This is a genomic window from Pantoea dispersa (assembly GCF_035783935.1).
Lineage (GTDB): Bacteria > Pseudomonadota > Gammaproteobacteria > Enterobacterales > Enterobacteriaceae > Pantoea > Pantoea dispersa_C.
Map to the genome: position 1 here is coordinate 232,313 of NZ_JALKOV010000006.1, position 20,392 is coordinate 252,704.

The window sequence follows — 20,392 nt, forward strand, 5'->3', positions numbered from 1 at the left end:
AGAACAGCGCGAAATCCAAACCTTGCACCATCAGCCCCCTCTCCCGGCGGGAGAGGGAACCGTCCGGCGAGATCCAGAGGAACAGCGCGAAATCCAAATCCTTGCGCCATCAGCCCCCTCTCCCGGCGGGAGAGGGAACCGTCCGGCGCGATCCAGAGGAACAGCGCGAAATCCAAATCCTTGCACCATCAGCCCCCTCTCCCGCGTGCGGGAGAGGGCTGGGGTGAGGGCACAACGCACAACGCACAGCGCACATCCCTCACGACGCTACGCCCAGCACCTGGCGTGCCTCGCGCGCCACGTTGGCCATCTCGTCGCTCAGCTCCAGCAGCTCTGGCTCCAGCGCCGCGATGTCGCTCTCCTGATGCAGACTCTTCTCCAGCTGCTGACACAGCTGTTTCAGCCGCGGTACGCCGCTGTAGCTGGCGCTGCCGTGCAGCTTGTGAATAATCTCGCGCAGCCCGTCGACATCATTCTGCGCCATACTCTGCGCCACGCGCAGCTCCACTTCCGGCAGAAAATCCAGCAGCATCTGCAGCAGATCGCGCGCCAGATCGGCCTTGTTCGCCGCCTGGCGCAGCGCCAGCGCCCAGTCGAGTGACGGTGCAATGGCCGGTTGCCGCAACGCGGCCGGCATGCCGCTGGGCGCGTAGCGCTGCAGCAGCTGGCTCAGCTTGTCCTCATCAATCGGCTTGGCGAGATAATCATTCATGCCGGCGGCAATCAGCTGCTCGCGTTCGCCATCCAGCGCATGCGCCGTAACCGCCACAATCGGCGTACTGGCGTGCTGCGGCAAACTGCGAATGATTTCGCTGGCGCGAATGCCGTCGATCTCCGGCATCTGAATATCCATCAGGATGACGTCGAGCCGGTGCTGCCGCGCCTCACAAATCGCCTGGCTGGCGTTGTCGCACAAAATAATGTGCTGCACCTGCTCCTCTAACAGCGCGCCAATCAGCTTCAGGTTGGCCGGATTATCATCCACCGCCATTACCGTCAGCGGCTGGCGTGCGCCACGCGGCCGGGCATCGCTGTGACGCATGTTGAGATCCAGCAGCATCGGCAGCAGCCGCGTCAGCGACACCGGTTTGGCAATGCAGCCAGCAATGCCGCGCGCGCGCAGATCGTCGGCGAACAGCATCATTTCACTCGGCAGCGCCAGCAGCACGGAATCGGCGTGGGTGCGCAGACGGGCAATCAGCGCGTCGGACAGGTTCGCCGGATGCGGATCGCTGACCGGCAGCCCCATTAGCAGCAGCGGGAAGCGGGCATCGGGCAGGTCGTCAAGGCTGGCAAAGTGCTGCACCTGCAGAGGCGTAATACTCAGCATCTCCTGCACCGCTTTTGCCACCGCCGGATGCGGTTCGATATAGGCCAGCGGCGTTGCTTGCAGGTCGTCCAGCACGCGCGGAATCGCTGGCGCGTTTGGATTGAGATCCAGCTGCACCTGCACCCAGAAGGTGGAACCCTGATTCTGCCGGCTGTGGAAGGCGATCTCCCCGCCCATTTCGTGCACCAGCTTCTGCGTAATCACCAGGCCGAGACCGGTGCCGCCGTGGCGACGCGAAATGCTGGCGTCCGCCTGACGAAACGCCTGGAACAGCTGCGACTGCTGCTGATCGGAGATGCCGATGCCGGTATCGTGCACCTGAATCTCCAGTTCAGCCCGCGTGATGCTGAGATGGCGCAGCTCGACGCGCAAATCAATGTGGCCGCGCTCGGTGAATTTGATGGCGTTGCCGATCAGGTTGATCAGAATCTGCTGCAGACGCAGCGGATCGCCAATCACGTTATCCGGTACCTGCTTCTCGAGGCACACGGTGATCTCCAGCCCTTTCTCGTGCGCGGACGGCGCCAGCAGCACCAGCGTTTCATCCAGCGTAGCGCGCAGAGGGAACGGGATCGACTCCAGCACCAGCTTGCCGGCTTCCAGTTTGGAGAAATCGAGCACGTCGTTAATGATGCTGAGCAGATTGTTGGCCGAGCGCTCGATGGTGCTCATGTAATCACGCTGGTTAGTGCTCAGCCCGGTTTTCAGCATCTGCCGGGTAAAGCCGATGACACCATTGAGCGGCGTGCGCAGCTCGTGCGACATATTGGCGAGGAATTCTGACTTGATGCGGGCCGCTTCCTGGGCGCGCTTTTTCGCCAGGTCCAGCTCGACGTTCTGAATCTCCAGCTGCTCCAGCGTTTCGCGCAGATCGTAGGTTGCCTGATCGATGTTCTGCTGCATCTCTTCATGGTAGGCGGTAAGCGACATCGCCATGGCGTTGATGCCGTTTTTCAGGATGCTCAGCTCGCCCAGCATGTAGCCATCCACGCGGCTGTCGAGCTGGCCGCGCCGGATGCGGTCCACGGTGGTAACCATATTGCGGATCGGGCCGGTGACGTCGCGCATCAGTCGATAGGCAAACAGCATGGCGATGCACAGGCAAAACAGCAGCAGCAGGGTGGCGACAAACACCTCTTTGTATTGCTCCAGCCGCACCGACTGCAGATCCAGCTCGATCGCCACATAACCCAGCGGATTACCCGCCGGTTTGGCATCTTCACCCGGCAACTCGTCCACCGAATAGCGTTCAGAGATGATCGGCGTGCGCAGCACCATCAGGTTGCCGTGCCGCTCCACTGACACGCCATCGGCCAGCGTTGAAATATCGGCTTTTTGCAGCAGCGCGAGGTTCTGGTTGTTGTTGGACGTGACGTAGATGTGATTGTTGTTGTCGAAAACCGTAATGGCACGGACAATATCGGAATGACGGCGATGCAGCAGGCTGACCAGCTCGCGAATCGCATCACGATTATGCCACGTCATGCCGTACTCGCTCGACACCGCCAGCGGTTCGATAATGTTGGCACCGGCATCGCGCACCTGATGCTGCAGTTCGTTATAGCGGTGCACCACGAAGAAGGTACTGAGCAGCAGGCCAATCATCAGCGTCGGCGCCAGTATCAGAATCATCATTCGCGCCCGCAGGCTGTATTTGGTCATAATTGTGGCCTGGCGACTCCTGGCATTTTATCCCTGTGCAAAACCGCGTACGGCTGCACACCTTATTAATACTGAGAATTGACAATACTATGGCGCAATTTTACTCCGCAAAACAGCGTGTGACGACGAAGCAACGTCTCAGCGTCACCATTGACGAGCTCGATCCCTTTGGTCAGGGCGTGGCGCGTTACAATGGTAAAACGCTGTTTGTCAGCGGCGCGCTGCCCGGCGAACAGGCTGAGGTGATCCTGACCGAAGATAAGCGTCAGTTTGCGCGCGGCAAAGCCAAAAAGATTACACAACCGAGCCCGCAGCGCCAGCAACCGCGCTGCGTGCACTTCGGCGTGTGCGGCGGCTGCCAGCAGCAGCACGTGTCGGTGGCGCTGCAGCAGGAGAGCAAAGCGCGGGCGCTGGGACGTATGCTGAGTCACGAAGCGGCGCAGCCGGTGCAGGTGGATGAGATCATCAGCGGCGCACCCTGGGGATATCGCCGGCGTGCGCGGCTGGGTTTGCAGTGGCAGCCGAAGCAGCAGCGCCTGCAGATGGGCTTTCGCCAGGCCGCAAGCAACGATCTGATTGAGCTGACGCAGTGCCCCGTTTTGGTGCCCGAGCTTGAAGCGCTGCTGCAGCCGCTGCACCACTGTCTCAGCAGCCTGAACGCGGTGAAACGGCTGGGGCATGTGGAACTGGTGCTGGCGGACAACGGCCCGCTGATGGTGCTGCGCCATCTTGATGCGCTCTCTGCGGCGGACCGGACAAAACTGGAACGTTTTTCGCATGAGCACCGGCTGATGATTTGGCTGGCGGACGGCAGCGACGCGCTGGAAGCGCTCAACGCCGAGCGGCCTTACTACCGTTCGTTTGATTTACAGCTAACCTTTAGCCCGCAGGATTTCATTCAGGTCAACGATGGCGTGAATCAGCAGATGGTGGCACAGGCCATTGCCTGGCTGGATCTGCAGCCGGACGATCGGGTGCTGGATCTGTTCTGTGGCATGGGCAACTTCACATTGCCGCTAGGAAAGTTCGTACAAAATGCGGTGGGTGTGGAGGGCGTTGCAGCATTAGTGCGCCAGGCAGAGTATAATGCTCAGCTTAACAATCTCAGAAATGTCTGCTTCTTCCAGCACAATTTAGAGGAAGATGTCTCGCGCCAGCCCTGGGCGGCGCAGGGATTTAATAAGGTGTTACTGGATCCGGCACGAGCCGGGGCCGCGGGCGTGATGTCGCATATCGTTAAACTTGCGCCGCAACGCGTGGTCTATGTGTCCTGTAACCCAACAACACTTGCCCGCGACAGCCAGACATTACTGTCGGCGGGCTACCATCTGGAAAGGGTCGCGATGCTGGATATGTTCCCTCATACCAGCCATCTCGAATCCATGGTGCTGTTTAGCAAAACATAAGCGATGTTTAAGTCGCTGCGGCAGGAGAGGATATGGTTGCGGTTAGAAGTGCGCATTTAAATACGGCCGGGGAATTTGCCCTTGACCAGTGGATCGCCAGCTTGAGTATCAGTAATCCGCAGTCCTGTGAGCGACTGGCGGCAGCATGGCGCTACTGTGAAGCCGAAACGCACGACCATCCAGATCAGGCTCTGCTGCTGTGGCGCGGTATCGAGATGGTGGAAATTCTCACCATGCTCAGTATGGACATCGATAGCCTGCGCGCTGCGCTGGTGTTTCCGCTGGCCAACGCAGGCGTGGTGAGCGAAGAGGATCTGGAGCAGGCCTTTGGCAAAAGCATCGTCTCGCTGGTGCACGGCGTGCGTGATATGGATGCCATCCGCCAGCTGAAAGCCATTCACAACGACTCAATGGCCTCGGAGCAGGTGGATAACGTGCGCCGCATGCTGCTGGCGATGGTGGAAGATTTCCGCTGCGTGGTGATCAAACTGGCAGAACGTATCGCCCATCTGCGCGAGATGAAAGATGCGCCGGAAGATGAGCGCGTGCTGGCGGCCAAAGAGAGCACCAACATCTATGCGCCGCTGGCCAACCGTCTCGGGATCGGCCAGCTCAAATGGGAACTGGAAGATTATTGCTTCCGCTACCTGCATCCTGATGAATACAAGCGCATCGCCAAACTGCTGCACGAACGCCGCATCGACCGTGAGCAATATATTGATAACTTCGTCGATAACCTGCGTAAAGAGATGCAGAAAGAGGGTGTGCGCGCGGAAGTTTACGGCCGTCCCAAGCATATCTACAGCATCTGGCGCAAGATGCAGAAGAAGTCGCTGGCGTTTGATGAGCTGTTCGACGTGCGCGCGGTGCGCATCGTCGCTGAACGCCTGCAGGACTGCTACGGCGCGCTCGGCACCGTTCACACGCTGTACCGTCATCTGCCGAGTGAGTTCGACGATTACGTCGCCAATCCCAAGCCGAACGGCTACCAGTCGATCCATACCGTGGTGCTGGGACCGCAGGGCAAAACGGTCGAAATTCAGATCCGTACCCGCCAGATGCACGAGGACGCTGAACTCGGCGTCGCGGCTCACTGGAAGTACAAAGAAGGGCCAACCGCCAGCAACGCGCGCGGTGCCGCAGGGCACGAAGAGCGTATCGCCTGGCTGCGTAAGCTGATTACCTGGCAGGAAGAGATGGCGGATTCCGGCGAGATGCTGGAAGAGGTGCGCAGCCAGGTGTTTGATGATCGCGTGTACGTGTTTACGCCGAAAGGCGACGTGGTCGATTTGCCGGCCGGTTCCACGCCGCTCGACTTTGCCTATCACATTCACAGTGATATCGGCCACCGCTGCATTGGCGCCAAAATCGGCGGCCGCATCGTGCCCTTTACCTATCAGCTGCAGATGGGCGACCAGATTGAGGTGATCACCCAGAAGCAGCCGAACCCGAGCCGCGACTGGCTGAACCCTAACCTCGGCTACATCACCACCAGCCGCGGGCGCTCGAAGATTCACGCGTGGTTCCGTAAACAGGATCGCGACAAAAATATCGCGGCCGGCCGGCAGATTCTCGATAGCGAGCTGGGCCAGCTGGATATCAGCATGCGCGAAGCCGAGAAGCTGCTGCTGCCGCGTTATAACGTCAGCTCGCAGGATGAGCTGCTGGCGATGATTGGCGGCGGGGACATTCGTCTCAATCAGATGGTTAACTTCCTGCAGGCGAAGCTCAACAAGCCGAGCGCCGAAGAGGAAGATCGCGAAGCGCTGCGTCAGCTGACGCAGAAATCGCATCAGCCGTCGTCGGCACGCAAAGAGAGTGGCCGCGTGGTAGTAGAGGGCGTGGGCAATCTGCTGCACCACATTGCGCGCTGCTGCCAGCCGATTCCGGGCGACGACATTGTCGGGTTTATTACCCAGGGACGCGGCATTTCGATTCACCGCGCCGACTGCGATCAGCTCAGCGAACTGATTTCGCATGCGCCGGAACGCATTGTCGATGCGGTGTGGGGCGAAAGTTACTCCAGCGGCTATTCGCTGGTGGTGCGCGTCACGGCCAACGATCGCAGCGGCCTGCTGCGCGACATCACCACCATTCTGGCGAATGAGAAGGTCAACGTACTGGGCGTGTCCAGCCGCAGCGACACCAAAAAGCAGCTCGCCACCATCGATATGGATATCGAGATTTATAACCAGCAGGTGCTGGGTCGCGTGCTGGCGCGCCTTAATCAGGTGCCGGATATTATCGATGCGCGCCGTTTGCATTAAGCCGTGATTCGACCGGGGCGCAGCCATGCGCACCCGGGCAATACCGCGTCATTACCCTGCAGGGTCGCCATTGATGGCGACCGATGCTGCAAAGCACCTCACCATTTATGGCTTTTTTATCTTGTTGTTCCGGGGACTTTCATGACTGCTTTAAACCGCCTGCTCACCATCATGCAAACCCTGCGCGATCCGGTGCACGGCTGCCCGTGGGATCGCCAGCAGACCTTTGCCTCTATCGCGCCGTACACGCTGGAAGAGACCTATGAAGTCATTGATGCCATCCAGCGCGAAGACTTTGACGATCTGCGCGGCGAACTGGGCGATCTGCTGTTTCAGGTGGTGTTTTACGCCCAGATGGCCGACGAACAGCAGCGCTTTAACTTCGATGACATCTGCAATGCCATCAGTGACAAACTGGAGCGTCGCCATCCGCACATCTTCGGTGAAGTGCAGGTCGATTCCACCGCAGAAGTGCTGAAAAACTGGGAGGCGATCAAGCAGCGCGAGCGTGCGGAGAAGTCGCAGCACTCGGTGCTCGACGATATCCCCAAAGCGCTGCCGGCGCTGATGCGCGCTTATAAAATTCAGAAGCGCTGTCACAGCGTAGGCTTCGACTGGGACAGCCTCGGCCCGGTGCTGGACAAAGTGCATGAAGAGATCGACGAAGTGATGCATGAAGCGCAGCAGGCGGTGATCGACAGCGACAAGCTGGAAGAGGAGATCGGCGATCTGCTGTTCGCGACCGTCAATCTGTCGCGCCATCTCGGCAGCAAAGCGGAGACCGCGCTGCAGAAGGCCAACGACAAGTTCGAGCGCCGCTTCCGTCAGGTAGAGAATATTATTCAGGCGCAGGGGCTGAGCATGGAACAGGCCACGCTGGCGCAGATGGAAGCTGCGTGGCAGCAGGTCAAAGCCGGCGAATAGCGCCACGCCGCCCGACAGCGCAGCGCTGATGATTATTCCAGCGCTGAGCATAAAATCACCGCCTGAGCTTACTCGATTCAGCCAGTCGGCAACTTTGTGACGTACGTCAACATTTCACCCGACGCTCTCCGCTATGTTACAGGCTGTAATGCGAGGAGGATGGTGTGATTCATCAATTGTGGCTGCGGACGACTTCGGGTATACTGTTTTCCCGTCCTGGTTATTCCACCGTCTTTAAACCTAAACTCTCAGGTTCAGCATGACAACGAATTATATTTTTGTGACCGGCGGGGTCGTTTCCTCTCTGGGCAAAGGCATTGCCGCAGCCTCCCTCGCAGCCATCCTTGAAGCACGTGGTCTGAATGTGACCATCATGAAACTCGATCCGTACATCAACGTCGATCCGGGTACCATGAGCCCGACGCAGCACGGTGAAGTATTCGTCACCGATGACGGGGCCGAGACCGATCTGGATTTAGGTCACTACGAGCGTTTCATTCGTACCAGAATGTCGCGCCGCAACAACTTTACTACCGGTCGTATCTACTCAGAAGTGCTGCGCAAAGAGCGTCGCGGCGACTATCTGGGCGCGACGATTCAGGTCATCCCACACATCACCAACGCCATCAAAGAGCGCATCATTGAAGGTGGCGAAGGTCATGACGTCGTGCTGGTGGAAATCGGCGGAACCGTGGGCGATATCGAATCACTGCCGTTCCTGGAAGCGATTCGCCAGATGGCGGTTGATGTGGGCCGTGAACACACCATGTATATGCACCTGACGCTGGTGCCTTATATGGCGGCGGCCGGCGAGGTGAAAACCAAGCCAACCCAGCACTCGGTCAAAGAACTGCTGTCGATTGGTATTCAGCCTGACGTGCTGATTTGCCGTTCAGACCGCGCGGTGCCGGCTAACGAGCGGGCGAAGATTGCGCTGTTCTGTAACGTGCCGGAAAAAGCGGTTATCTCGCTGAAAGACGTCGATTCGATCTACAAGATCCCGGGCCTGCTGAAATCGCAGGGTCTGGATGATTACATCTGCAAGCGTTTCAACCTGAACGCACCGGAAGCCAATCTGGCCGAGTGGGAGCAGGTGATTTACGAAGAAGCCAATCCGGGCGGCGAAGTGACCATCGGTATGGTCGGCAAATATGTTGAGCTGCCGGATGCTTACAAATCCGTGATTGAAGCGCTGAAGCACGGCGGCCTGAAAAATCGCGTCACCGTTAACATCAAGCTGATTGACTCGCAGGATGTGGAAACGCGCGGCGTCGAAATTCTGAAAGATCTCGATGCTATCCTGATTCCAGGCGGCTTCGGTTACCGCGGTGTGGAAGGTAAGTTGCTGACCGCGCAATACGCGCGTGAAAACAACATTCCGTACCTCGGCATTTGCCTGGGCATGCAGATTGCGCTGATGGAATTCGCGCGCAACGTGGCCGGGATGGAAGGCGCCAACTCCACTGAATTTGTGCCAGACTGTAAGTACCCGGTGGTTGCGTTAATCACCGAATGGCGCGATGAAAACGGTAACGTTGAACAGCGTACCGAGCAGAGCGATCTGGGCGGCACCATGCGTCTGGGAAGCCAGCAGTGCCAGCTGACGCCGGAAAGCAAAGTGCGCCAGCTGTATGGTTCTGACGTGATTACTGAGCGTCATCGCCACCGTTACGAAGTAAACAATCTGCTGCTGAAGCCGATTGAAGCGGCGGGTCTGCACATCGCAGGCCGTTCCGGCGACGATCAACTGGTAGAGATCATCGAGATCCCGAATCATCCATGGTTTGTAGCCTGCCAGTTCCACCCGGAATTCACGTCGACCCCGCGTGATGGTCATCCGCTGTTCGCTGGCTTTGTGAAAGCCGCGCAGGAGCACCAGAAGCGTTTAGCGAAGTAAGAGTTTAACGAACAGCGCGCGAACTTTTCGCGCGTTGTTTGTCTTAGGATTGACTAACTTGTACTGAGGAAAATCGAATGTCCAAAATCGTTAAAGTCATCGGTCGCGAAATCATCGACTCCCGTGGCAACCCGACTGTAGAAGCAGAAGTGCATCTGGAAGGCGGTTTCGTTGGTCTGGCAGCTGCGCCATCAGGTGCATCAACCGGTTCCCGCGAAGCACTGGAGCTGCGTGACGGTGATAAGTCTCGCTTCCTGGGCAAAGGCGTAACCAAAGCCGTGGCTGCGGTTAACGGCCCAATCGCTGACGCGGTAAAAGGCAAAGATGCCAAAGACCAGGCGAACATCGATAAGATCATGATCGAGCTGGACGGTACTGACAACAAATCCAACTTCGGTGCAAACGCCATTCTGGCGGTTTCTCTGGCAGCAGCGAAAGCAGCAGCAGCCTCTAAAGGCCTGCCACTGTACGCACACATTGCTGAACTGAACGGCACCCCAGGCAAATACTCTATGCCACTGCCAATGATGAACATCATCAACGGTGGTGAGCACGCGGATAACAACGTTGATATCCAGGAATTCATGATTCAGCCAGTTGGCGCGAAAAACGTGAAAGAAGCCATCCGTATGGGTTCCGAAGTTTTCCACAACCTGGCAAAAGTTCTGAAAGCCAAAGGCATGAGCACGGCGGTGGGTGACGAAGGTGGCTACGCGCCAAACCTGGGTTCTAACGCCGAAGCGCTGGCTGTTATCGCGGAAGCAGTAAAAGCAGCAGGCTACGAGCTGGGCAAAGACATCACCCTGGCGATGGACTGCGCAGCATCTGAATTCTACAAAGACGGCAAATATGTGCTGGCAGGCGAAGGCAACAAAGCGTTCACCTCTGAAGAGTTCACCCACTTCCTGGAAGACCTGACCAAACAGTACCCAATCGTCTCTATCGAAGATGGTCTGGATGAGTCTGACTGGAACGGCTTCGCTTACCAGACCAAAGTGCTGGGCGACAAAATTCAGCTGGTGGGCGACGACCTGTTCGTAACCAACACCAAAATCCTGAAAGAAGGTATCGATAAAGGTATCGCTAACTCCATCCTGATCAAATTCAACCAGATCGGTTCTCTGACCGAAACTCTGGCGGCGATCAAGATGGCGAAAGACGCTGGCTACACCGCGGTAATTTCACACCGCTCTGGCGAAACTGAAGATGCCACCATCGCTGACCTGGCAGTTGGTACTGCCGCTGGCCAGATCAAAACCGGTTCGATGAGCCGTTCTGACCGCGTAGCTAAGTACAACCAGCTGATTCGTATCGAAGAAGCGCTGGGTGACAAAGCGCCGTTCAACGGTCTGAAAGAAGTTAAAGGCCAGGCGTAATCGCCTGCGGATGTGGCTTAACGGCCACATTGCCTGACATCAAGCCCCGCCCTGTGCGGGGCTTTTGCTTTTTATGGCACGAAGCAGCTGTGAAGCGACGCACAAAATCTGCCATAATCTGCGCCTCGAATTGCTGACGTGAGTAAAAAATGTTCTACCCGATTAACGAAATGTTCCAGACGCTGCAGGGCGAAGGTTTTTACACCGGCGTGCCGGCCATCTTTATCCGCTTACAAGGATGTCCGGTGGGCTGTAGCTGGTGTGATACCAAACATACCTGGGAAACGCGGGCGGATCGGGAGACGTCGCTGGGAGACATTCTGGTTAAAACCGTGGAGAGCGATGCCTGGGGCAGCGCCGATGCGGCCACGCTGATCGCGAGTATTCAGCGTCAGGGCTGGACCGCCCGCCATGTGGTGATCACCGGCGGTGAACCGGCAATTTTTGATTTACGTCCGCTGACGGAAGCGCTCGAAGCGGCCGGTTTTCAGTGTCAGATTGAAACCAGCGGCACCCACGAAGTGCACTGTTCCGCCGCTACCTGGGTAACGGTGTCGCCGAAAGTTAATATGCGGGGTGGCTACGATGTGCTGCCGCAGGCGCTGCAGCGGGCAGATGAGATCAAACATCCGGTGGCGCGCGAGCGGGATGTCGAAGCGCTGGATGCACTGCTGGCCGGCCTGCAGGACGAGAAAAAACGCATTGTGGCGCTGCAGCCCATCAGCCGTGGCGATGCGGCGACCAGACTGTGTATAGAAACCTGCATTGCCCGCAACTGGCGGCTTTCGATGCAGACGCACAAATACCTGAATATCGCCTGATTCAGCGGGTGCGCACCCGGCAAAATCAACGCAATTGTGGCTGGTGCGCATCAATGCGCACCCTACAAAACTCATTACACCGTAGGGTCGCCATTGATGGCGACCTTCTGACCTTTACCGCGGCTGTCAGCCGCGATAGACGCAGCCAGCGGTGCAGGTCTCTTTGATCATCACCGCACTCAGCTCAGGCAGAATCGGCTTCATCTCATCCCAGATCCATTTCGCCATCACTTCGCTGGTCGGGTTCTCCAGGCCAGGGATATCGTTGAGGTAATGATGGTCGAGACGATCGTAGATCGGCATGAACGCCGCCTTCAGTTCGGCAAAATCCATTACCCAACCGGTATGCGCATCCACTTCACCGGTAATTTCCAGTCGTACCAGAAATGAATGGCCGTGCAGACGACCGCATTTATGCCCTTCCGGCACGTGAGGTAAGCGGTGGGCCGCTTCAAACTGGAACTCTTTAAACAGCGTGGTAGACATAATGGCTCTCAGACGTAAAAACCGCTGAAGTCTACCTGAAAAGCAGATTTTTCGCACCCGCCTGCGCCGAAAAGGGCATTTCTGATAATCGGCAACTGACTGCACAAATTAACTGATTGAATTACGACAAGTTTATTTACCACTTTTAGTGGTTAAGATGACCCGAAAAACCACTTAGTCATTTTGGTTATTTATTATGTCGAAGCCTTATTTAATCGTTAATATACAGGCCGGTAACCTACCCACTCTTCCGCCGCTTCCCGGTACGGATTTCTGACACTGGAATTTTTAACGCGATGACGACTCAGGCACCCCCAGCGATGCTTCCGCTATCCCCGGAGCAAATTGCGCGCTTACAGGCCGCGACCACCGATTTCAATCCAACGCAGCTGGCATGGCTCTCGGGCTATTTCTGGGGCATGGTTAATCAGGCGCCGGGCACCGTTGCCGCGCCCGCGCCGGTCGCCGCTGAGGTGCCGGGCATTACGCTGATCTCCGCCTCACAAACCGGCAATGCGCGCCGGCTGGCCGAGCAGCTGCGTGACGATCTGCTGGCGGCGAAACTGAGCGTTAACCTGGTGAACGCCGGCGACTACAAATTCAAACAGATCGCGCAGGAAAAACTGCTGGTCATCGTGACTTCAACGCAGGGCGAGGGCGAGCCGCCGGAAGAGGCGGTGGCGCTGCATAAATTCCTGCTGTCGAAGAAAGCGCCGAAGCTGAGCGACACTGCCTTTGCGGTGTTTGGTCTCGGCGATACCTCCTACGAATTTTTCAGCCAGGCCGGGAAAGATTTCGATCAGCGTCTGGCCGAACTGGGCGGCGAGCGCCTGCTGGATCGCGTGGATGCCGATGTTGAATACAGCGAGCTGGCCAGCGCCTGGCGTCTGCAGCTCACCGATCTCCTGAAAGCACGCGTGCCGGCGGAACCGGCAGCACAGCTGGCAGCCAGCGCGGCTGGCAGCGTCAATCTGGTGGACAGCAGTCCTTACACCAAAGAAGCGCCGCTCACCGCCAGCTTTGCCCTGAACCAGAAGATTACCGGTCGCAACTCCGATAAAGACGTGCGCCATATCGAAATCGATCTGGGAGATTCTGGTCTGCGTTACCAGCCGGGCGATGCGCTCGGCGTTTGGTATGAAAACGATGCGGAACTGGTGCAGGAGCTGCTGCAGCTGGTATGGCTGAAAGGCGATGAGCAGGTCGAGGTGCGCGGAGAAACCCTGCCGCTGGCCGAGGCGCTGCAGAAACATTTTGAGCTGACGGTGAACACGCCGCAGATCGTCGAACAGTATGCGGCCCTGTCGCGCAACGAGGCGCTGCTGGCGCTGGCGGGCGACAAGCCGAAGCTGCAAAGCTTCGCGCAGAGCTTCCCGATTGTTGACATGGTGCGTCAGGCACCGACCGAACTCAACGCCGGACAACTGACGGGCCTGCTGCGTCCGCTGACGCCGCGCCTTTACTCCATCGCCTCGTCGCAGGCGGAGAGTGAAACCGAAGTGCATATCACCGTCGGTGCGGTGCGTTATGAGATTGACGGTCGTCAGCGCGGCGGCGGTGCCTCTACCTGGCTGGCCGATCGCCTGGAAGAAGACGGCGAGATCCGCGTGTTTATCGAACACAACGATAATTTCCGCCTGCCGGCCAATCCGGATGCGCCGGTGATCATGATCGGCCCGGGCACCGGTATTGCCCCGTTCCGCGCCTTCATGCAGCAGCGTGAGAACGACGGTGCCAGCGGTAAAAACTGGCTGTTCTTTGGTAATCCGCACTTCACCGAAGATTTCCTCTATCAGGTAGAGTGGCAGAAATATGTCAAAGACGGTCTGCTGACCCATATCGATCTGGCGTGGTCGCGCGATCAGGCCGAAAAGATTTACGTACAGGATAAAATCCGCGCCAGAGGAGCGGAAGTGTGGCGCTGGATTGAAGAGGGCGCGCACCTGTACGTCTGCGGCGACGCCAATCGCATGGCGAAAGACGTTGAGCAGGCATTACTGGATGTGGTGGTCGAACACGGCGGCATGGATCGTGAAACCGCTGACGAATTTTTGAGTGAGCTGCGCATTGAGCGCCGTTATCAGCGAGACGTTTACTAATGAGCGAAAAACATCCTGGACCGCTGGTGGTTGAAGGCAAACTTTCCGACGCTGAGCGTCTGAAAAAGCAGAGCAACTACCTGCGCGGCACCATTTTAGAAGATCTCGACAATGGCCTGACCGGCGGCTTTACCGGCGACAACTTCCTGCTGATCCGTTTTCACGGTATGTACCAGCAGGATGACCGCGACATCCGCGCCGAGCGCGCCGCGCAGAAGCTGGAGCCGCGTCATGCCATGATGCTGCGCTGCCGTCTGCCGGGCGGCATCATCACGCCAACGCAGTGGCTGGCGATTGATAAATTTGCCACCGACAAAACGCTGTACGGCAGCATTCGCCTGACCAACCGCCAGACGTTCCAGTTTCACGGCATTCTGAAGAAGAACGTTAAGCCAACTCACCAGATGCTGCACGAAGTCGGACTGGACGCGCTGGCCACCGCCAACGACGTCAACCGTAACGTGCTGTGCACCTCGAACCCGGTGGAGTCTGAGCTGCATCAGGAAGCGTACGAGTGGGCGAAAAAACTCTCTGAACATCTGCTGCCGCAGACGCGCGCTTATGCCGAGATCTGGTGGGATAAGGAGAAGGTCGCCACCACCGATCAGGAGCCGATCCTCGGTGAGACCTATCTGCCACGTAAGTTTAAAACTACCGTGGTGGTGCCGCCGCACAACGATGTCGATCTGCATGCGAACGATCTGAACTTCATCGCCATTGCGGAGAACGGCAAGCTGATTGGCTTTAACCTGCTGGTCGGCGGCGGCTTGTCGATTGAGCACGGCAACAAAGCCACCTACGCGCGCACCGCCAGCGAGTTTGGTTACCTGCCGGTGGAGAAGATCCTTGATGTGGCGGCGGCGGTGGTCACCACGCAGCGCGACTGGGGTAACCGTACCGATCGTAAAAATGCCAAAACCAAATACACGCTGGAGCGCGTCGGCGTCGAGACCTTTAAAGCCGAAGTCGAGAAGCGCGCTGGCCTGACGTTCGAGCCGATTCGCCCGTACGAATTTACCACCCGCGGCGATCGCATCGGCTGGGTGAAGGGCATCGACCACAAATGGCACCTGACGCTGTTTATCGAAAACGGTCGCCTGCTGGATTATCCGGGCCGTCCGCTGAAGCGCGGTATCGCCGAGATCGCCAAAGTGCATCAGGGCGACTTCCGCCTGACCGCCAATCAGAACCTGATTGTGGCCGGCGTGCCGGAGGCGCAGAAAGCGCAGATCGAAGCCATTGCGCGTGAGCACGGCCTGATGGAAGCGGTCACGCCGCAGCGCGAGAACTCGATGGCCTGCGTGGCGTTTCCGACCTGTCCGCTGGCGATGGCTGAAGCCGAACGCTTCCTGCCATCCTTCGTCAGCAAAGTGGAAGAGATCATGCACCGCCACGGCGTTGGCGAAGAGCACATAGTGTTACGCGTTACCGGTTGTCCGAACGGCTGTGGCCGTGCCATGCTGGCCGAACTGGGCCTGGTGGGCAAAGCGCCGGGCCGTTACAACCTGCATATTGGTGGTAATCGCATCGGCACGCGCATTCCGCGCATGTACCGCGAAAACATCACGGAAAACGAAATCCTCGCCAGCATCGACGAACTGGTGGCACGCTGGGCCAGCGAGCGCACGGCGGATGAAGGGTTTGGTGACTTCGTGATTCGCGCGGGCATTGTGAAGCCGGTGGTCGATCCCGCCCGTGATTTCTGGGACCCGGAGGCAGTATGACACTACCCGATCTCGCCAGCCTGAACAGCGGCAGCAAAGTCGATCGCATCATGGCGCTGGCGGAAAGCAACGTCCAGCTGGAAAAGCTCTCTGCCGAACAGCGCGTCAGCTGGGCGCTGGAGCAGCTGCCGGGCGCCTTTGTGCTGTCGTCGAGTTTCGGTATTCAGGCGGCGGTGCTGCTGCACATGGTCACGCAGCAGCGCCCGGATATTCCGGTGATCCTCACCGATACCGGTTATCTGTTCCCTGAGACCTACCGCTTCATCGATGAACTGACGCAGCAGCTGAACCTGAATCTGCAGATCTTCCGCGCCGACACGTCACCGGCGTGGCAGGAAGCGCGTTACGGCAAACTGTGGGAGCAGGGCGTTGAAGGGATCGAGCAGTACAATCAGCTTAACAAAGTTGAACCGATGAACCGCGCGCTGCAAACGCTGGGTGCGCAGACCTGGTTTGCCGGCCTGCGCCGCGATCAGTCTGGCAGCCGCGCCAGCCTGCCGGTATTGGCCGTGCAGCGTGGCGTGTTTAAAATCCTGCCGATCATCGACTGGGATAACCGTCAGGTGCACCAGTATCTGAAGCAGCATGGGCTGAAGTACCATCCGCTGTGGGACGAAGGTTATCTCTCCGTGGGCGACACGCATACCACGCGCAAGTGGGAGCCGGGGATGGCAGAGGAAGAGACGCGCTTTTTCGGCCTCAAACGCGAGTGCGGGTTACACGAAGGCTGACTGGCTCAGTGGTAACAGGGTGCGTATTGATGCGCACCCATATGAAACCGGCCTGTTCACGTCTTATAACGTGGGATTGGTCAGTTCCGTCAGCAGCGGCTGCAAAATGCGTACGCTGTCGCGCGTACGCTGATTAATGCGCCCTGGCAGCCAGTGGTCGATATAGGTCAGATTATCGCGCCCGGTCTGATGCCGCACCGTGCCATCCGGAAAATGCGGTGAGCGCGCGCGCTGTTGCTCACCCGCTTTATTGCCCAGTGCCCAGTTAGCGGCCGTCACGTCCAGCAGCGGAATCCCCGCTTTATCAAACGGATTCACGCCCGGGTAATCGCGCGCGGTCAGCACATGGCTGGCGGCCGCGATGCCGTAACGGTGCGCAATCTGCAGCGCACGTGCGCTGGTCTGCTTACGCACCGCCGCTGGCGTGTTCATGCCGTTATTAAAGTAGAGGCGATCGCCAACGATCAGGCTGTTCAGATCGATCACCAGCAGCGTATCTTTCTTCTCCTGCGTGCTCATGCGCGCCAGATAATCATCCATGCCGTGCAGACCGGCTTCGCCCGCGCTCAGCGCCACGAAGCGCACGCCATAGTGCAGCGGCGTCTGGCTCAGCGCGCTGGCCAGCTCCAGCATCACGCCCAGCCCGGAGGCGTTATCATCCACGCCCTGTAAACGCAGTCCGCCGAGATTATTATCTGCCTCGTGCTGGCTGAGCGGCGTCCAGGTATCCAGATGGGTGACGATGAGAATCTCCTGCGGCACGCTGCCGGCGCGAGCCGCGATCACCGAGGTGGCGGTCACTTTATGGCGCCGCGTGTTGCCCTGTTTCTCCAGCCAGTTGTAGCTGGTATTGAACTGTCGGGTATTGCTCTGATAACCAAGCTGGGTGAACTGCTGCTGCAGATAATCTGCCGTCATCAGCTCGGCCGGGCTGCCGCTCATGCGGCCGGGGAAATAGGTGGCAATGTGGCGCAGCTGCTGTTCGGCAAAGTGGCCAGGTGCGATCGTTGCAGCCTGCGCCAGCAGAGGCAAACCGCCAGCAATCAGTGCTGCCAGCACGCTGCGGCGGAGAGTGGCAAACATAGTGGTTGTCCTTTTCTGACATCCCGTCAGGGTAAAAAAATTCTGAGTTAGTATGAAACTGTGACGTCGCCTGCACAATTTGAATCGCTCCGAAACACCAGCAATATCATTTGTTAAGCACAAATTGTTATCAGCAATCCTGGTGCGTTATTCCATTTGGTAACTACTCATGCTAATTCGTAATTTCATCTGCCAGAAGGCAGGGACGTATAGTCGCGTTAACTTATTGTAAAACTAACAAGGTTAACGTGGATTACTTGCCTCTTTTTGCCGATCTCAAAAACCGTCCGGTGCTGGTGGTCGGCGGTGGCGAAATCGCTGCGCGTAAAATTGAGCTGCTGCGGCGAGCCGGTGCGCACGTGCGGGTGGCCGCGCGCGAGCTCGGCCATGAACTGCAGGCGCTGCGCGACATTAACGCCGTCGAGTGGATTGCTCAGCACTTCGACCCGGCGCAGCTGGATGATGTTTTCCTCGTGATTGCCGCCACCGACGACAATGCCCTCAACGCGCAGGTGTTTGATGCTGCCAATGCGCGCCACAAGCTGGTTAACGTGGTCGACGATCAGCCGAAATGCAGCTTTATCTTCCCGTCGATTGTCGATCGCTCACCGCTGGTGGTGGCGATCTCCTCCAGCGGCACCGCGCCGGTGCTGGCACGACTGCTGCGTGAAAAAATCGAAGCGTTGCTGCCCGCGAATCTCGGGCAGATGGCGGAAGTGGCCGGTCAGTGGCGCGACAAAGTCAAACAGCGCTACCACAAAATGTCTGACCGTCGCCGTTTCTGGGAGCGCGCCTTCAATGGTCTGTTTGCCAGCCAGATGGCGGCGGGCAACGTCAACGAAGCGCGCCGCACGCTCGATCGCGAGCTGGAGAATACCTCCGATAACCAGGGTGAAATCACGCTGGTCGGTGCCGGTCCGGGCGACAGCGGTTTGCTGACGCTACGCGGGCTGCAGGTGATGCAGCTGGCCGACGTGGTGCTGTATGACCATCTGGTCAGCGACGAGGTGCTGGAGCTGGTGAGACGTGATGCCGATCGTATCTGCGTCGGCAAACGCGCCGGTGCCCATTCGGTGCCGCAGGAAGAGACCAATCAGATGCTGGTAACGCTGGCGCAGCAGGGCAAGCGCGTGGTGCGCCTGAAGGGCGGCGATCCGTTTATTTTTGGCCGCGGCGGCGAAGAGCTGCAGGCAGCGCAGGCGGCGGGCATTCCGTTCCAGGTGGTGCCGGGCATCACTGCTGCTGCAGGCGCAACCGCCTATGCCGGTATTCCGTTAACCCACCGCGATCATGCCCAGAGCGTGATGTTTATCACCGGTCACTGCCGCGCCGATGGCGATGGCATCGACTGGCCGTCGCTGGCGCGTGCGCGGCAGACGCTGGCGATTTACATGGGCACGGTAAAAGCGGCGGAAATTGCTGCCGGGCTGGTCGAACACGGTCGTGCGCCGTCAACGCCGGTGGCGGTGATTGGTCGCGGCACGCGCCAGGATCAGCAGGTGCTGACCGGCACCTTAGCACAACTCGAGGCGCTGGCAGCTGCCGCGCCGACGCCAGCGCTGTTAGTGATCGGCGAAGTGGTGAATCTGCACGGGCAACTTGCCTGGTTCCAACATTCGGCACAGCAGGGGGCTCGCGAGTCCGCCGTTGTCAATTTGGCTTGAGGAAAAATTATGGACCAAAATCGTCTCACTCATCTGCGCCAGCTGGAGGCAGAGAGTATCCATATCATCCGCGAGGTGGCGGCCGAGTTCAGCAATCCGGTGATGATGTACTCCATCGGTAAAGACTCCTCGGTGATGCTGCATCTGGCGCGCAAAGCCTTCTATCCGGGCACGCTGCCGTTTCCGCTGCTGCACGTTGATACCGGCTGGAAATTCCGCGAAATGTATGAGTTCCGCGACCGCACTGTGAAAGCGATGGGCGCGGAGCTGCTGGTGCACCGCAACCCGGAAGGCGTGGCGATGGGCATCAACCCGTTCGTACACGGCAGCGCTAAACACACTGACATCATGAAAACCGAGGGCCTGAAACAGGCGCTGAACAAATACGGTTTTGATGCGGCGTTCGGTGGCGCACGCCGTGACGAAGAGAAGTCGCGCGCCAAAGAGCGTATTTATTCGTTCCGCGATCGTTTCCACCGCTGGGACCCGAAAAACCAGCGTCCGGAGCTGTGGCACAACTACAACGGCCAGATCAACAAAGGCGAAAGCATCCGCGTGTTCCCGCTCTCCAACTGGACCGAACTGGATATCTGGCAGTACATCTTCCTGGAAAACATTGAGATCGTGCCGCTGTATCTGGCGGCACCGCGTCCGGTGCTGGAGCGCGACGGCATGCTGATGATGGTTGATGACGATCGTATCAACCTGCAGCCGGGTGAAGTGATTAAGCAGCGCATGGTGCGTTTCCGTACCCTCGGCTGCTGGCCGCTGACCGGCGCGGTGGAATCCGACGCGCAGACGCTGCCGGAAATCATTGAAGAGATGCTGGTCTCCACCACCAGTGAACGTCAGGGGCGCGTGATTGACCGCGACCAGGCCGGTTCGATGGAACTGAAAAAACGTCAGGGTTATTTCTAAGGAG

Annotated in this window: 14 protein-coding genes; 11 read left to right on the top strand and 3 right to left on the bottom strand. The window is 58.4% G+C overall.

The features are described 5' to 3' along the window. Positions 1-259: 259 nt before the first annotated feature. Entirely contained in the window at positions 260-2,992 is a 2,733-nt protein-coding gene (barA, locus tag MXF20_RS13765) for a two-component sensor histidine kinase BarA (protein WP_325969827.1), read from the bottom strand. An 89-nt stretch (positions 2,993-3,081) separates the two neighbouring features. On the opposite strand from barA, the gene rlmD reads away from it, so the two are divergent. The 6 genes from rlmD to queE all read left to right on the top strand — a co-directional run bounded on the left by rlmD (position 3,082) and on the right by queE (position 11,683). After that, positions 3,082-4,398 (top strand): 23S rRNA (uracil(1939)-C(5))-methyltransferase RlmD, encoded by a 1,317-nt coding sequence (rlmD, locus tag MXF20_RS13770; protein ID WP_325969828.1) that lies wholly within the window; start codon positions 3,082-3,084, stop codon positions 4,396-4,398. 32 nt (positions 4,399-4,430) lie between these two features. Continuing rightward, positions 4,431-6,665, top strand: coding sequence for a GTP diphosphokinase (gene relA, locus MXF20_RS13775; RefSeq protein ID WP_325969829.1), 2,235 nt, complete (start codon positions 4,431-4,433; stop codon positions 6,663-6,665). Between the two features lie 141 nt (positions 6,666-6,806). Next, a complete protein-coding gene (gene mazG, locus MXF20_RS13780) occupies positions 6,807-7,589 on the top strand; it encodes a nucleoside triphosphate pyrophosphohydrolase (RefSeq protein ID WP_325969830.1) in 783 nt (260 codons plus the stop codon). Between the two features lie 259 nt (positions 7,590-7,848). After that, on the top strand, positions 7,849-9,486 hold the full coding sequence (pyrG, locus tag MXF20_RS13785; protein ID WP_325969831.1) for a glutamine hydrolyzing CTP synthase: 1,638 nt from the start codon (positions 7,849-7,851) through the stop codon (positions 9,484-9,486). A gap of 77 nt (positions 9,487-9,563) precedes the next feature. Beyond that, a complete protein-coding gene (eno, locus tag MXF20_RS13790) occupies positions 9,564-10,862 on the top strand; it encodes a phosphopyruvate hydratase (RefSeq protein ID WP_325969832.1) in 1,299 nt (432 codons plus the stop codon). 149 nt (positions 10,863-11,011) lie between these two features. Then, on the top strand, positions 11,012-11,683 hold the full coding sequence (gene queE / locus MXF20_RS13795) for a 7-carboxy-7-deazaguanine synthase QueE (RefSeq protein WP_325969833.1): 672 nt from the start codon (positions 11,012-11,014) through the stop codon (positions 11,681-11,683). Positions 11,684-11,809: 126 nt separating this feature from the next. On the opposite strand, the gene queD is transcribed toward queE, so the two are convergent. Then, a complete protein-coding gene (gene queD, locus MXF20_RS13800; protein ID WP_325969895.1) occupies positions 11,810-12,172 on the bottom strand; it encodes a 6-carboxytetrahydropterin synthase QueD in 363 nt (120 codons plus the stop codon). 293 nt (positions 12,173-12,465) lie between these two features. On the opposite strand from queD, the gene cysJ reads away from it, so the two are divergent. The 3 genes from cysJ to MXF20_RS13815 are packed head-to-tail and all read left to right on the top strand — an operon-like array spanning position 12,466 to position 16,723. After that, entirely contained in the window at positions 12,466-14,268 is a 1,803-nt protein-coding gene (gene cysJ / locus MXF20_RS13805) for an NADPH-dependent assimilatory sulfite reductase flavoprotein subunit (protein WP_325969834.1), read from the top strand. Next, positions 14,268-15,992: an assimilatory sulfite reductase (NADPH) hemoprotein subunit gene (gene cysI / locus MXF20_RS13810; RefSeq protein WP_325969835.1), complete on the top strand. Its 1,725-nt coding sequence runs from the start codon at positions 14,268-14,270 to the stop codon at positions 15,990-15,992. Before cysJ ends, cysI begins: the two co-directional genes overlap by 1 nt. Continuing rightward, positions 15,989-16,723 carry a phosphoadenylyl-sulfate reductase gene (locus MXF20_RS13815; RefSeq protein WP_325969837.1) on the top strand — a complete coding sequence of 245 codons (735 nt, stop codon included), beginning with the start codon at positions 15,989-15,991 and terminating at the stop codon, positions 16,721-16,723. The genes cysI and MXF20_RS13815 overlap by 4 nt, the downstream gene beginning before the upstream one ends. A gap of 63 nt (positions 16,724-16,786) precedes the next feature. On the opposite strand, the gene MXF20_RS13820 is transcribed toward MXF20_RS13815, so the two are convergent. Next, a complete protein-coding gene (locus tag MXF20_RS13820) occupies positions 16,787-17,806 on the bottom strand; it encodes an aminopeptidase (protein WP_325969839.1) in 1,020 nt (339 codons plus the stop codon). Between the two features lie 248 nt (positions 17,807-18,054). Here MXF20_RS13820 and cysG point away from each other — a divergent pair, with 248 nt between their 5' ends. Then, positions 18,055-19,470: a siroheme synthase CysG gene (cysG, locus tag MXF20_RS13825; protein ID WP_325969841.1), complete on the top strand. Its 1,416-nt coding sequence runs from the start codon at positions 18,055-18,057 to the stop codon at positions 19,468-19,470. 9 nt (positions 19,471-19,479) lie between these two features. Further along, a complete protein-coding gene (gene cysD / locus MXF20_RS13830; protein ID WP_325969842.1) occupies positions 19,480-20,388 on the top strand; it encodes a sulfate adenylyltransferase subunit CysD in 909 nt (302 codons plus the stop codon). Positions 20,389-20,392: the final 4 nt, after the last annotated feature.